The sequence below is a fragment of the Saccharomonospora marina XMU15 genome, from assembly GCF_000244955.1.
Classification (GTDB): Bacteria; Actinomycetota; Actinomycetes; order Mycobacteriales; family Pseudonocardiaceae; genus Saccharomonospora_A; species Saccharomonospora_A marina.
Map to the genome: position 1 here is coordinate 3039936 of NZ_CM001439.1, position 13764 is coordinate 3053699.

The following is a 13764-nucleotide window of genomic DNA, read 5'->3' on the forward strand; positions in this document are numbered from 1 at the left end:
GGCGTATGGCACAGGAAGCCGAGGAGCAGCAGGAGTTCTCGCGCCGGCGGTTGTGGGCGATGGCCGTGCTCACCGTCCTCGGCCTGGGGATGTGGGTGGTCTCGGCGGTGACCATCGGCGTGCCGCCGCTGATGTGGTTCTTCGGCGGGCTGCTGCTACTCGGCGGCGGTGGCTACTGGTGGGCATACCTGAAGTACCGCAGGCGCACCCGCTGACCACCCGCGAGTCCCCCGTTCCCGCCCGCGAGTCCCCCGTTCCCGCGCACGACTTCCCCTCTCCCACCCGCGAGTTCCGCCTGGCGTGCCGTCGTCAGGGGCTGCTGCGCAGCCGAGCCTTGGCACGCCAGTAGAACCGCCGCGCCCGCATGGCCTGCGGATGCTGCTCGGACAGATCACGCAGTCGGCCCTTGATTCGGTGGACACCGCGCTGCCCGGCCCCAGGCGGAGGCGGAGACGGTACTCGATGGATGAGGCGCGCGATCGCCGCTACGGCGGTCTCCAGCAGCACCGCGTCGTCGGGCATGTCGACCGCCGTGCCGGTGCCCTCGGCCCGCAACGCGGGAATCAGGTCGTCGACGTCGCCGACGACGTGGTAGCCCGCCTCGGCGACGGCGTCGACGAACCGGCGCGCCGTGTCCGCCACCCACCCGTGATCACCGGGAGGCAGCGCGATCCTGGTCGAACCGTCCAGCTCCGCCAGCACCTTCGCGGCCAAGGTGTCCTTCACCACTCCCGCGTACCGCGGCCAGGGCATGTCCGGCCCCAGCGCCACGTTGACCCGCCGCAGCAACTCCGTCTCCGCCAGGCCGAGCGAGAAGTTCTCCTGCGGCACATCGGTGGTGTACTTTCCGGCGTCCACCCCGAGCACGGTGGCGAACCGCTGCCACAGCAACTCCGACGGCGCACCCTTCGGCGGCACCGTCACCACGTGCACCCGCTCCGGCGGCAACGAGCCACCCCACGTGCGCAGCACCCTCGGCAGATCCTGGAAGTCCCAGAACGGCGTGCTGACATCGGTCAGTTCCCCACCGCGCAGGTGGGCGAGAAACTCCTCCAGCGTCGTGGAATCCCTGGTCTTGATGTTTTCCTGCCACACCGAAGGAACCTGGCGGGCGAAGTCCCGAACGGTGCAAACCACGTGAATCTCGGCGAACGACAACGCAGACAGCACCCGCCGCGCCTCCTCAGGACTGGCGGGAGCCAGCAACTCCGAGGAAATCAGCGATGTGCCCTGCCACGCACGCACCTGCTCCACCAGCCAGTCCCAGGAACCCTTCACACCTGGTTCGTTCCACTGCGGGAACCGCTGCGGGTGCACGTCTATCGCGGCTTTGTGCTGCGCCGTGTCGTCGGCGCCCGGATAGAGCACGCCGTCCGCCGCCAGCGCCTCACGGTGATGCCACAGCAACGCCTGTAGGGAGGTTGTGCCAGTCTTCGGCAGCCCGATATGGACGTAGACGCGTTGGGATCGGTGGGTCATGAGCCCGGGATCGTAGTAGGTGGCCTTGCCAAGGTGTCTATGCTGCCAGAAATTCACGGGCACCGGATCGAGAAGGAGACGTCGAATGCCACCACCCACCGGCCCGCGGCTGTCCCGCGGCGTGACCGTCTGGCTCACCGGCCTGCCAGGTGCGGGCAAGTCGACGGTCGCTCGCGCTGTCGCCTCGCTCGCGGGCGAGGACGTGGAGGTTGAGGTACTCGACGGCGACGAACTGCGCAGAACGATCTCCAGCGACCTGGGCTTCTCGCGCGAGCATCGCGACCAGCAGGGCCGCAGGGTCGGCTACATCGCCGAACTGCTGTCCAGGCACCGCGTGCTGACACTGGTGCCGGTGATCGCGCCCTACGCCGAGACCAGGGCGGCCGTCCGCGCTCACCACGAGCAGCGGAATACGTCCTTTTTGGAGGTTCACGTCTGCACACCGGTGGAGGAGTGCGCGCGGCGCGACCCCAAGGGGCTGTACGCGCGTGCCGCAGCGGGTGAGATCAAGGGAATGACCGGCGTCGACGACGTCTACGAGCAACCGCTCGACCCGCATCTGCGCATCGACACCAGCGACCTGACGGTCGAGCAGGCGGCCTGCGCGGTGCTGGATCTGCTGCGCGCGCGGGGCCTGCTCACCGTGGCGAGCATCGAGGAGACCGGTGTCATGGAGCGGACGGCGCTCAGCGGCTGAGCGCCGTCCGCTCCGGACTCAGCCCCTGGTCGCGGCCTGGACCAGTGCGCGCTCGGTGAGCACCTTCGCCAGGTGCTGGCGGTAGCGCGAACTGGCGTGTGCCTCGTCCGGCGGGTTGGTGCCCTCCGCCGCCAGCCGTGCCGCCTCGGCGCTGGAGGCGCCGCCCGCCAGCGCCTCCTCGGTGGCTGCTGCCCTGATCGGCGTGCCCGCCATGTTGATCAGAGCCACCGAGCCACCCGCGACCGCGACACCCACGATCGCCCAGTCGATGGCGCGGCGGGTGAACTTCTCGAAGCCCCAGCCGATGCCGTCCTGCTTGCGCACCCTGATCTCGGTGAGCAGCTCGTCGGGCTCCAGTGAGGTGGTGAACGGACCGACGAAGAAGTCGGCCGCCGGAATCCGCCGCTCCCCCTTCGGGCCGCGCGCCACCAGCACGCCGTCGCACGCGAGCACGGCGGCGGGCAGATCCGCGGCCGCGTCGGCGTGTGCGATGGAACCGCCGATGGTGCCACGATGACGCACCTGCTGGTCACCGACCACACCGGACACGTGCGCCAGCAACGGCGCGTGCTCGCGCAGCACCGGGTCGGCCTGCAGGTCGTGGTAACGCGACATGGCACCGATGACCACGTCGTCGCCGTCGGTGCGCACGTAGCGCAACTCGTCGATGGGCGAGATGTCCACGAGCAGCTCAGGCGCGGCCAGCCGCAGCTTCATCAGCGGCAGCAGCGAATGCCCGCCCGCGAGGAGCTTGGCGTCGTCGCCGTGCTCGGTGAGCACCGCGATTGCCTCGTCCACCGACGTCGCGCGCCGGTAGCTGAACGCAGCGGTAATCACCTGTCGACCTCCTGACCGGATGCCTCGATCACCGCGCTGACGATGTTGTGGTAGCCCGTGCAGCGGCACAGGTTGCCCTCGAGGCCCTCACGTACTTCGTCGCGCGTGGGTTTCGGGTTGTGTGCCAGCAGCGACGCCGATGCCATGATCATCCCCGGCGTGCAGAAGCCGCACTGCAGCCCGTGCTGCTGGCGGAAGGACCGCTGCAGCGGGTGCTGCTCGCCGTCCGGCCCCGACAGTCCCTCCAGCGTGGTGACCTTGTGGCCGTCGGCCTGCGCGGCCAGCACGGTGCACGACTTCACCGACTCGCCGTCGAGCAGCACGGTGCAGGCGCCGCAGGAAGTGGTGTCGCAGCCGATGTTGGTGGCCGTGAGCCCGGCGTTCTCGCGCACGAAGTGCACGAGCAGCGTCCGGTCCTCCACCTCGTCGGTTACCGTTCGTCCGTTGATCTCGATCGTGACGCGCACGCTCAGTCCGCCTCCCGTACTCGCGCCAGTGCCTGCCAAACCCGCATCGGCGTCGTTGGCATGTCGATGTGTTTCACCCCTAGATGCGACAGCGCGTCCACCACCGCGTTGTGCACGGCAGGTGTCGAGCCGATGGTCGCGGCCTCGCCGATGCCCTTGACCCCGAGCAGGTTGCGGTCGGTGGGGGTGGCCATGTCCACCAACTCGAAGTCCGGCAGCTCCGTCGCGGTGACGAACGAGTAGTCCGCCAGTGTGGCTGTCGTGGGGTTGCCGTCGGCGTCGTAGTTCATCACCTCCAGCAGCGCCTGCGCCGCTCCCTGGCCGAGCCCGCCGTGCCGCTGACCGGTGAAGGTCACCGGATTGACAACCGGTCCCGCGTCGTCAAGGGCGACGAGCCTGCGCAGCACCACCTTGCCGGTGAGAGTGTCCACCTCCACCACCGCCAGGTGGGCTCCGAACGGGAAGGTGGGGGTGCCCTTGTCGAACCACACGTCCGCGGACAGCTGCCCCTCACCCGCCTTCTCGGCGACCTGAGCCCACGTGACCGTACGGCTCGACGGCGCGCCACGCACCTGCCACATGCCCGCCTCGGCGTTGAGCTCCATGTCGTCGGCCGAGGCTTCCAGCAGTTCGGCGGCCACCTGCTTGGCCCGCTCGATCACCTCGTCGGCGGCCTGGCGCACGGCCGACCCGCCCAGCTGCAGCGAACGCGAGCCGAACGTGCCGACGCCCTTGGGAACCTCGTCGGTGTCGCCGTGCCTGATGGCGATCTTGTCCATCGGCACCCCGAGCTGGTCGGACAGCAGCATGGCCAGCGTGGTGTCCAGCCCTTGGCCGTGCGGGGAGGAACCGGTGTAGGCCGTCACGGAACCGTCGGCGTGGATGTCGACGCGGCCGCTCTCGCCTCCCCCGTCACCACCGGTGATCTCCACGTACGTGGCGACGCCGATCCCGAGCGCGATCGGGTCTCCGCTGTCGCGCCTGCGCGCCTGCTCCGCCCGCAGTTCGGGGTAGCCGGCGCTGTCGAGCACCTTGTCAAGTGCCTGCGCGTACTCGCCGGTGTCGTACACCGCGCCGGTCGGGGTCTGGTAGGGAAACTCCTCCGGCCGGATGAAGTTGGCCTTGCGGACCTCCACGGGGTCCATCCCGATCTCGGCGGCGAACAGGTCCATCGCGCGTTCGATCGCCGCGGTGGCCTCCGGCCGCCCGGCGCCCCGGTAGGCGGAGATCGGCGTGGTGTTGGTGACCACGCCACGGCTGCGGGCTTCCACCTTCGGGAAGTGGTACACGCCCGAGGCCATCAACTCGGTGAGTGTCGGCAGGAACAGCGTGCGCGGATAGGCGCCCGCGTCCTGGACGATGTCGAGCCGAAACGCCAGGATCGTGCCGTCGCGGCGCCCGCCGACGGTGACCGTGTTCTGCTGCGCACGACCGTGCGTCATCGCCGTCATGTTCTCGCTGCGGGTCTCGCTCCACCGCACCGGCCTGCCCGCCTTGCGGGCGGCCCAACCGATCACCACGGCGTCGGGGTCCGCCCCGATCTTGGCGCCGAATCCGCCACCGACGTCCGGCGTGATCACGCGAACGGATTCCTCACCGAGGCCGAGGCCCGCCGCGATGATCGTGCGCGCCATCTGCGGGTTCTGGGTGGACAGCCAGACGGTCAGCCTGCCGTCCTCTCCCCACGCGCACGCCGCGCCCCTGACCTCCAGCGGCGCGGGCGCGACCCGCTGGTTGACGATGGTCTCGGTGATCACCACTTCGCAGTCGGCGAAGGCGTTGTCGTCGAACTCGTGCCCGTGCTCCTGCATGAGGTTGCTGCCGTGCTCCGGGAAGAGCACGGTCTCGTCGCTCAGCGCCGCGTCGATGCTGGCGACCGCGTCGAGCGGCTCGTAATCCACGTCCACCAACTCGGCGGCGTCGGTGAGTTGGTAACGCTCCTGCGCGAGCACGAGCGCGACCGGCTGCCCCACGTAGCGCACCACCCCGTCGGCCAGCCACGGCTCGGCCACCGGCCCCGCCGCACCCGGCGCGAGGTCGATGTCCTCGGCGGTGTAGACGGCGACCACTCCCGGCGCGGCGAGCGCCTCCGACGTGTCGATCGATGTGATACGGGCGTGCGCGATGGGGCTGCGCACGAACATCGCGTGGACGGCGCCGGTGAGCGCCTCCTCGCGCAGATCCTCGATGTAGGTACCGCCCGTCGTGATCAGCTTCTCGTCCTCGACGCGGACCACCCTGGTACCGACGATGCTCATCTGGCCTCCCACTACGGCTACACGAGGATCATGCCTGCTCCCGTCCGAGGGCGCTTCGGCGGGAGGGCAAGTTTCTGCCCGACGGAAGTGAGCTTTGCATGCCCGCCGCGGAACCTACCCCAGCGTCCCCGGCCACGCGCCCCGACGCGTTGCCCGCACAGGTGACAGGTGCCGCGGCGGCATCGGCGCGAGATCAGCTGGCCGCGAAGGCGTCGGCCGCGTAATGACTTTGCAGGTCGCGGATTCGCCCGGCCTGGTCCTCGGCGCGGGCGAGCAGTTCGCGAAGCCGGTGCTCGTCCACCGCGCCGTCTCGGTCGCTCACCGGCAGCAGGGCACGCCAGCCCGCCGCCTTGCCGGCCACCGCCATGGCCAGCGCGTCGAGTTCGATCACGGGGGTGGCCGGGGATCGCCGCAGCAGCCTGCCGTTGAGCTTCAACCTGCCGAGCTTCTCCGCGACCCAGGCCGCACCCGCCTTGTACCCCGGACGGGAACGTCGAGTGCCGCCATGATGCCGCGCAACACGAGCAGGTCCTCCTCCACGTCGAGGGCCAGTCGCCGCAGCGGCTCGCCGTCGGGGCTGCCGCGCTGTTCGGCCGCCACGCGGCGAGCCAGCTCGGTGGCCGCCACGGCGGCCGCGTGGTGGTCGTTGAGGTAGGTCGCCAGCAGGACGTCACCTGACATGCTGGCGGGCTACCCCGGCACCGGCCGCCTCAACCGGCCGCAACCGGCATCGACCGGCATCGACCGGCCTCAACCGGCATAGCCCGCCTCGAGCAGCGCGGACACCACGCCGCGGTAGAGCCGCCCGCCGATCCCGGCCCTGGCCAGCGCCGCCCTGGCGGCGTTGGCACCGGGGCCGCCGTGCACGGCACCGCCCGGATGAGCCGACGCGCTGGCCAGGTACAGCCGGTCGATCGGGGTGTCACCGCGGCCGAGGCCCGGCACGGGCCTGAAGAGCAACTGCTGATGGATGGCGGCGGTGCCGCCGTTGACCGCGCCGCCGACCAGGCTCGGGTTCGCCCGCTGCAACTCGGCCGGGCCCGCGATGTGCCTGCCGACGACGCGGCCGCCGAACCCGGGCGCGTGCCGTTCCACGATGCCCTGCAGGTGGTCGGCGAAGCGGCGCAACCGGTCGCCGGCGAGCGGGGCGGTCCTCGGCACGCGGGTGTAGGCCCAGGCGACCTCGCCGCCGCTGGGCGCACGGGAGGGATCGGCGCGGCACGGTTGCCCGAGGATGAGCATCGGCTGCTCCGGCACCGTGCCCGTGGCCAGGTCGGCGCTGTAGCGGGTGAGGCCCGCGAGGTCGTTGTCGAGGTGCACCGTGCCCGCGGCCGCGGCCTCGGGGTTTCGCCACGGGATCGGCCCAGACAGCGCCCAGTCGATCTTCACGGTGGCGGAGTCCCAGTGGAATCGCTTCAGGTCGGCGAGCAGCCGCGGGGGTAGCAGGTCGGGGCCGACGAGCCTGCGGTACAGCACGGGAGCGGGCACGTCGGCCAGTACCGCGTGCCTGGCCCGCACGCGGGTGCCCGAGGCGTCGGCCACGCCGACCGCGCGGCCGCGCGCGGTGAGCACCGCGGTGACCTCCCTGCCGCACTCCAGCCTGCCGCCGAGGGCGGTGAGCCGCCGCACCAGCGCGCGGCTGAGCATTCCCGCGCCGCCGTGGGGAACCGGGAAACCGACGTCCTGCCCGAGCATGCACAGCAACCAGCCGAACACGGCGCCGCCCGCCTGTTCGGGGCCGAGGTCGGCGTGCAGCGCGTTGCCCGCCAGCAGCAGCCTGGCACCGTCGCCGCCGTAGGTCTCCTCGGCGGCGGTGGCCGAGGGCATGGTGAGCATCCTGGCGAACCGCAGCCCTTCCGCCGCGCCCAGCGTGCGGGCCAGCCGCAGCCCGGAGCGAACCGGCGGGAACGGCGTGAACAGCGCCGCGAGCAGCGGCTCCCGCATCCTCGACCAGGCGGCGAACTGGGCGTGCCAGGCGTGGCCGTCGCCGGCGTCGAACGCCGAAAGCGACGCCATCGTGTCCTCCACGCGCCGGTGCAGCACCGCGCAGCGGTCGTCGGGCAGCACGTGGGCCAGCACCGCGGGGGCGTGCCGCCAGCGCAGGCCGTACGCGGTGAGCCCGAGCGAGGTGAGGATCGGTGAGGCGGCGGCGAGCGGGTAGAAGGCGCTGAACACGTCGTGCGCGTAGCCCGGCTCGGTCAGTTCCGCGGTGCGGACCGCGCCTCCCGGCTGGTCGGTGGCCTCAAGTACGAGCACGTCCCAGCCCGCGTCCGCGAGCAGGTTGGCCGCCACCAGGCCGTTGGGCCCCGCTCCGATCACCACGGCGTCGACTGCGTCCACTGGGAACCGACCATACCTGGCCGTCTCGCCGCCGGGCGGCTCACGACAGCCCGTGGTCGGTGTGCCGGCGTGCTGGCGTGCCGGCGTGCTACAGCACACACCCCTGGAACAGTCGGTGATCGCCGTCTAAAGTGCTCACCCGGTTGAGGGCTCAAAGACGATCTCCGTGAGGTGAACATGGCCGCGCAGCGTGGCAGGCTTCGCAGGGTCGCCGATTTCGCAGGCCGCTGGTTCGCGGTGCTGGTGGTACTCGGCGGTGTCGCCGGACTGGTGATCCCCGAACAGGCCGCGGCGGCCGCGGACTACATCCCGCTGTTGCTCGGCGTGATCATGTTCGGGATGGGCCTCACCCTGCGGGTGGCCGACTTCACGCTGGTGCTGCGTCGGCCCTGGACCGTGCTGCTCGGGCTGGCCGCCCAGTTCCTGATCATGCCGCTTGCCGCGTGGTCGATCAGTTGGGTGTTCGGGCTTTCCGGCCTGTTGCTGGTCGGCATGGTGCTGGTGGGCGCGGCGCCGGGCGGCACGGCGAGCAACGTGATCGTCTACCTTGCCAAGGGCGACGTGGCGCTGTCGGTGACGATGACCTCGGTGGCCACGCTGCTGGCTCCGCTGCTGACGCCACTGCTGGTGCTGTGGCTGGCGGGGTCCGACCTGCCGGTCGGGTTCTGGGCGCTGTTCGAGTCCATCGTGCAGATCGTGCTGGTGCCGGTGGTCGCCGGGCTGCTCGTGCGCGCGCTGGCGGGGCGCTACGTCGAACGGGTGCTGCCCTACCTGCCGCTGGTGTCGGTGACCGGCATCGTCGTGGTGGTCGCCGCGGTCGTGGGGGCCAACGCCGACGTGGTCGCGGCGGGAAGCGCGCTGCTGGTGGCCGCGGTCGTGGTGCACAACGCCGTGGGGTTGGTGCTCGGTTACGCCGCGGCCGCCGCGACCGGGCTGGACGAGTCCGCGCGGCGTGCCGTCAGCATCGAGGTCGGCATGCAGAACTCCGGCCTTTCGGCCAGCCTCGCCACCACCCACTTCGCACCGCTGGCGGCGTTGCCCGCCGCGCTGTTCTCGGTGTGGCACAACGTGTCCGGTTCGGCGCTGGCGACGTACTGGGCACGCAGGCCTGCTCGGCCGCGCCCGGAGGAGCGCGCCACGACGGGTGGCTGAGGCCGGACCCTGCGGCGGACCCAACGGCGTGCTCAGTCCCGGTCGCGGTCGTTGTCGAACGGGGTGAACTCCAGCCGCAGCGAACCGTCGCGCGTCACCGCGCGCAACACGCCGGCCTCGTCGTCCTCCCCCAGCCGGTGCAGCGTCCGGGCAAGCTCGGATGGGGCGCTGCGGGGTTCGGTGTCGCTCTGCGCCAGCGTCCGGTGCAGTTCCGCCACGTCCCAACCATCGGCGTTGCCGCTGCCAGCCGGAACGGCGAGCGTGACATCGAGCAGCCACCTGGAGACCTTGCCGGTCAGTTCGGGCGTGCGGTGACTTTCGATCCCGACGACCTGATCACCCCTGATCAGACCGTCGCTGAGCGTGCTGATCCAGACATTCTTCAAACCCATGGGCTGGCCCTTTCCGACGCGGTGTACGCCTCGTCAAGGCTGCCCCAAGCGTGGACCCCGGCGACAGGGCCCAAGGTCACGAACCATCGAACCGGTGGGCGCGGGCCTGCCACCCTCACCGGAACGTGCACGGGGCCATCGACTCGCAGGAGGGCACCCGGACGGATGACCCGCGCTGCCGCCTCGACTTCTTCGGCCAGGTTGGCGACCAGGTGTTCGGCGACGCCCGAGCCTCCCGACGGCCGATGACCGCTGCGCGGAACTCGCGGGCAGGAACGCGGAACTCGCCGCCCTGGGCGCAGAACTCGCGGGTCTGGACGGGGGACTCGCGGGTCGTGGTGGTTGAGGCCGCGCCCCGGCGGGTACCACACCCCGCGATGAGTCTGAACCGGATGCTGCGCAAGGCCGAGTCGGTCACCCTGTTCGACCGGACGTCCACAAAACTCACCCGAGCCGTGCACAACGTGCTGGCGGGCACCCGAACCGACGCCGCGCTGCGCGGCTCCTGGCTCGGTCACCCGCTGCACCCGCTGGTGGTCACCGTGCCCATCGGCGCGTGGGTCTGCTCGGCCGCGCTCGACCTCACCGGGCAACGGGAGGCGGCGCGCGAGCTCGTGGGCATCGGGCTGGCCCTCACGCCGCCCGCCGTGGCCGCGGGCGTCGCCGACCTCTCCCACATGTCGTTGCCACAGCGGCGGGTCGGCGCCCTGCACGCCGCCGCCAACACGGTCGCGGCGGCCTGCTACCTGGTGTCACACCGGCGCAGGTCGGCGGGCGCGCACACCGAGGGCATGGTGTGGGGAATGCTGGGCCTGCTCGCGGTCGGCGCGGGGGGTGCGCTCGGCGGCCACCTGACCTACGCTCTCGGCGCAGGCGTGTACCAATGGCAGGGCGGGTCACGACCGGACCACTGAGGGGACAATAGGTGGCCGACCCACGGCGGGAGCTTCCGTCGTGGCCGCAACCGAGCGCCGCAGGAGGTCCGGCATGGCGGTCACCCTTGTCCACGGCACATCGTTCTGCGTCTGCGGTGACGACGGCGAACTGGACGGCTCCGTCGCGCAGGGCGCCTTCCACCAGGACACCCGGATCCTGTCGGGTTGGAGCCTGCGGATCGACGGAAAACCCGTGCAGGGCCTCACCGTGGTGACCCCGGAACCGTTCCACGCGCGGTTCGTGGGCAGGGCGCACTCCAGGGAAGGCGTCGAAAGCAGCCTGCTGGTCCGCAGGGAACGCTATGTCGGCGGCGGCATGCGCGAGGACATCGTGCTGCGCAACTACCGGCGCGTGCCGGTCAGCTGCACCGTGACACTACAGGTGGCCGCCGATTTCGCGGACCTGTTCGAGGTCAAGGAGGACCGGGTCCGCGAAGCAGGGCAGCACGCGGTGGAGGTCACCGGCAGCGAGTTGCGGCTGACCCGGTACGTGGCGGGCGGCAGCAGGGGTGTGCGCGTGACCGCCGAGGGTGCCGAGTACTCGCGCGACCGGCTCACCTTCCGCGCCACGATCCCGGCCGACGGGCAGTGGGCGGTTTCGGTCACCGCCACTCCCGTCGTCAACGGAACCGCGGCGGCCACGCTGTTCCCGCCGGAACACCCGGTGGAGAACTCCGAACCCGCCGTGCGGGCACGGCGGTGGCGAGAGCAGGGTCCGGTGTTGCGGCGGGCCGACAACCGCTCGCTGGCCAGGACGTTGCAGCGCAGCAGGGAGGATCTGGGCGCGCTGCGCATCTTCGACCCCGCCTACCCGCACGACGTCGCCATCGCGGCGGGTGCGCCGTGGTTCATGGCGCTTTTCGGTCGCGACTCGATCCTGGCGTCGCTGATGTCCATCGCGATCGATCCGGCACTGGCGCTGGGCACCGTGCAGACCCTCGCGCACCACCAGGGCAGCAAAGTCGATCCGGACAGCGAGGAGGAACCCGGCCGTATCCTGCACGAAGTCCGGTTCGGAGCGGACGCGTCGCTGGCGCTGGGCGGCAGCCACATCTACTACGGCACGGTCGACGCCACACCGCTGTTCGTGATGCTGCTCGGTGAGCTGAGCCGGTGGGGCATCGGCAGGGAGCGGGTCGAAGCGCTCATCCCCAACGCCGACCGTGCTCTGGAGTGGATCGACAAGTACGGCGACCGCGACGGCGACGGGTTCGTGGAGTACGAGCGCGCCACCGAACGCGGCCTGGCCAACCAGGGTTGGAAGGACTCCTGGGACGGCGTGAACTTCGCCGACGGTGAGCTCGCGCGTGCCCCGATCGCGCTGTGCGAGGTGCAGGGCTACGCCTACGCGGCGTTCCTTTCCCGTGCCTGCCTCGCCGACGGCCTCGGCGACGGCGAAACCAGCCGCTACTGGAAGCACCGGGCGGCGCGGCTGAAGGAACGGTTCAACGAGCGGTTCTGGCTGCCGGAACTGGGTCGCTACGCGACGGGTCTGGACGCCGACAAACGGCCCATCGACTCGATGACGTCGAACATCGGGCACTGCCTGTGGACGGGCATCGTCACCGAGGACCGAGCCGCGGCGGTGGCGGACTCGCTGCTGGCGCCGAGCATGTTCAGCGGCTGGGGAGTGCGCACCCTCGCGTGCGACATGGGCGCGTACAACCCGATGAGTTACCACAACGGATCGGTGTGGCCGCACGACAACGCGCTGATCGCGGCGGGCCTGGTGCGGTACGGCTTCGTCGGGCACGCCCAGCGGGTGGCCACGGCCGTCTTCGACGCCGCTCGCGCGTTCGAGGGGCAGCTTCCGGAACTGATGTGCGGGTTCGACCGCGACGAGTACGACCATCCGGTGCCGTATCCGACCTCGTGCTCGCCGCAGGCGTGGGCTTCGGCCGCACCGGTGCACCTGCTGCGCACGCTGCTGCGCGTGGAGCCCGACCTGCCGCACGGCAGGCTACGGGTGGCTCCTGTGCTTCCCGAGTCGTTCGGCGCGCTGCTCATCGACGACGTGCCGCTGGCCGACGCGCGGATTTCCATCGAGGCGCGGGGCGAGACGGCGAATGTGCGCGGCGTTGCCGAAGATGTCGAACTTGTCCGGTAGTGCGTACCTCGTCCGAAGGGCTGTTGTTTCACCCCATATTCGGTAGGGAATGGGGCGAACATGAGCCAACTCGAGATCGCCATGGTGGCGCCACCGTGGTTCGAGCTACCGCCGAAGGCCTACGGCGGGATCGAATCGATGTGCGCCGACCTGGTGGAGCAACTTACCTTACGGGACCTTTCGGTCACCTTGGTCGGGGTGGGACGCAACGGTACGCCCGCGGATTTCATCCCGACGTGCGAACAGCCCAACGAGGATCGCCTCGGACAGGCGATGCCCGAGATCATCCATGCGTCGCTGCTGCCGGAGATCGTGGGGAAGCTGGAGCCCGATCTGGTGCACGACCACAGCCTGGCGGGCCCGCTGCTGGCCAGCGGCCGGTCCTTGCCCACGGTGGTGACCGCGCACGGGCCGGTGACCGGTGAGATGGGACAGTACTACCGGGGCCTCGCCGACAGCGTGCACCTGGTGGCCGTCTCCGACGCGCAACGCCGGATGGCGCCGAACCTGAACTGGGTGGGTACGGTGCACAACGCGGTGCGGGTGGAGCGGTTCCCGTTCCAGCAGAACAAATCGGACTTCGCGCTCTTCCTCGGAAGGACCTGCCCGGAGAAGGGGATTCCACACGCGATCGCGGCCGCCCGTGAGGCAGGGGTCAAGCTGGTGATCGCGGCCAAGTGCCGCGAACCGGACGAGCTGAAGTACTTCGAGCGAGAGGTGAAGCCGCTGCTCGGCCCCGACGTGGAGTGGATCGGTGAGGTGGAGCGGGCACGCAAGGTGGAACTGCTCTCCGCTGCCCGCTGCCTGCTGTTCCCGGTGTGCTGGGAGGAGCCGTTCGGCATCGTGATGGTCGAGGCGATGGCATGCGGCACTCCCGTCATCGCACTCGGCAGGGGCGCCATCCCGGAAGTCGTCACGGACGGCAAGACCGGATTCGTCTGTGACGAGCCGGGCGAGCTCGCCGACGCCATTCACCGGGCGGGCCGACTGTCGGCTGAGGACTGCCGCGAGGAAGCGGCGGACCGCTTCGACGTGGAAACCATGGCGAAGCGCTACGAGCGGGTCTACCGGGCCGTGGCCTGAGCCCGCACGTTGCTGGT

The 13764-nt window shown here is 70.7% G+C and carries 14 protein-coding genes; 6 read left to right on the forward strand and 8 right to left on the reverse strand.

The window, feature by feature from the left end:
• Positions 1-5 precede the first annotated feature (5 nt).
• Entirely contained in the window at positions 6-215 is a 210-nt protein-coding gene (locus tag SACMADRAFT_RS14410; RefSeq protein ID WP_009154561.1) for a hypothetical protein, read from the forward strand.
• A 94-nt stretch (positions 216-309) separates the two neighbouring features.
• Here SACMADRAFT_RS14410 and SACMADRAFT_RS14415 read toward each other — a convergent pair whose 3' ends face one another.
• The gene (locus SACMADRAFT_RS14415; protein ID WP_009154562.1) at positions 310-1479 is read right to left on the reverse strand and encodes a hypothetical protein; all 1170 of its coding nucleotides are present in this window, start codon (positions 1477-1479) and stop codon (positions 310-312) included.
• A gap of 85 nt (positions 1480-1564) precedes the next feature.
• On the opposite strand from SACMADRAFT_RS14415, the gene cysC reads away from it, so the two are divergent.
• Complete coding sequence (gene cysC / locus SACMADRAFT_RS14420) at positions 1565-2176, forward strand: adenylyl-sulfate kinase (protein WP_009154563.1); 612 nt, start codon at positions 1565-1567, stop codon at positions 2174-2176.
• 18 nt (positions 2177-2194) lie between these two features.
• Here the strand turns inward: cysC and SACMADRAFT_RS14425 are convergent, their stop codons facing one another.
• The 6 genes from SACMADRAFT_RS14425 to SACMADRAFT_RS14445 form a co-directional block, all read right to left on the reverse strand.
• The gene (locus SACMADRAFT_RS14425) at positions 2195-3013 is read right to left on the reverse strand and encodes an FAD binding domain-containing protein (protein WP_009154564.1); all 819 of its coding nucleotides are present in this window, start codon (positions 3011-3013) and stop codon (positions 2195-2197) included.
• Positions 3010-3480, reverse strand: coding sequence for a (2Fe-2S)-binding protein (locus tag SACMADRAFT_RS14430; protein WP_009154565.1), 471 nt, complete (start codon positions 3478-3480; stop codon positions 3010-3012). The genes SACMADRAFT_RS14425 and SACMADRAFT_RS14430 overlap by 4 nt, the downstream gene beginning before the upstream one ends.
• A 2-nt stretch (positions 3481-3482) precedes the next feature.
• The gene (locus SACMADRAFT_RS14435) at positions 3483-5738 is read right to left on the reverse strand and encodes a xanthine dehydrogenase family protein molybdopterin-binding subunit (protein WP_009154566.1); all 2256 of its coding nucleotides are present in this window, start codon (positions 5736-5738) and stop codon (positions 3483-3485) included.
• 193 nt (positions 5739-5931) lie between these two features.
• Positions 5932-6174, reverse strand: coding sequence for a hypothetical protein (locus SACMADRAFT_RS31285; RefSeq protein ID WP_332307125.1), 243 nt, complete (start codon positions 6172-6174; stop codon positions 5932-5934).
• On the reverse strand, positions 6171-6419 hold the full coding sequence (locus SACMADRAFT_RS31290; protein ID WP_009154567.1) for a hypothetical protein: 249 nt from the start codon (positions 6417-6419) through the stop codon (positions 6171-6173). The genes SACMADRAFT_RS31285 and SACMADRAFT_RS31290 overlap by 4 nt, the downstream gene beginning before the upstream one ends.
• Positions 6420-6488: 69 nt before the next feature.
• Positions 6489-8078 carry a phytoene desaturase family protein gene (locus tag SACMADRAFT_RS14445; RefSeq protein ID WP_009154568.1) on the reverse strand — a complete coding sequence of 530 codons (1590 nt, stop codon included), beginning with the start codon at positions 8076-8078 and terminating at the stop codon, positions 6489-6491.
• 177 nt (positions 8079-8255) lie between these two features.
• On the opposite strand from SACMADRAFT_RS14445, the gene SACMADRAFT_RS14450 reads away from it, so the two are divergent.
• Positions 8256-9230 carry a bile acid:sodium symporter family protein gene (locus tag SACMADRAFT_RS14450; protein WP_009154569.1) on the forward strand — a complete coding sequence of 325 codons (975 nt, stop codon included), beginning with the start codon at positions 8256-8258 and terminating at the stop codon, positions 9228-9230.
• A gap of 32 nt (positions 9231-9262) precedes the next feature.
• On the opposite strand, the gene SACMADRAFT_RS14455 is transcribed toward SACMADRAFT_RS14450, so the two are convergent.
• On the reverse strand, positions 9263-9622 hold the full coding sequence (locus tag SACMADRAFT_RS14455) for a hypothetical protein (RefSeq protein ID WP_009154570.1): 360 nt from the start codon (positions 9620-9622) through the stop codon (positions 9263-9265).
• Positions 9623-9999: 377 nt separating this feature from the next.
• On the opposite strand from SACMADRAFT_RS14455, the gene SACMADRAFT_RS14460 reads away from it, so the two are divergent.
• From SACMADRAFT_RS14460 to SACMADRAFT_RS14470, 3 genes are all read left to right on the forward strand, one after another.
• Positions 10000-10536 carry a DUF2231 domain-containing protein gene (locus SACMADRAFT_RS14460; RefSeq protein ID WP_040926424.1) on the forward strand — a complete coding sequence of 179 codons (537 nt, stop codon included), beginning with the start codon at positions 10000-10002 and terminating at the stop codon, positions 10534-10536.
• A 73-nt stretch (positions 10537-10609) separates the two neighbouring features.
• Entirely contained in the window at positions 10610-12664 is a 2055-nt protein-coding gene (locus SACMADRAFT_RS14465; RefSeq protein WP_009154572.1) for an amylo-alpha-1,6-glucosidase, read from the forward strand.
• Between the two features lie 60 nt (positions 12665-12724).
• The gene (locus SACMADRAFT_RS14470) at positions 12725-13747 is read left to right on the forward strand and encodes a glycosyltransferase family 4 protein (RefSeq protein ID WP_009154573.1); all 1023 of its coding nucleotides are present in this window, start codon (positions 12725-12727) and stop codon (positions 13745-13747) included.
• Positions 13748-13764: the final 17 nt, after the last annotated feature.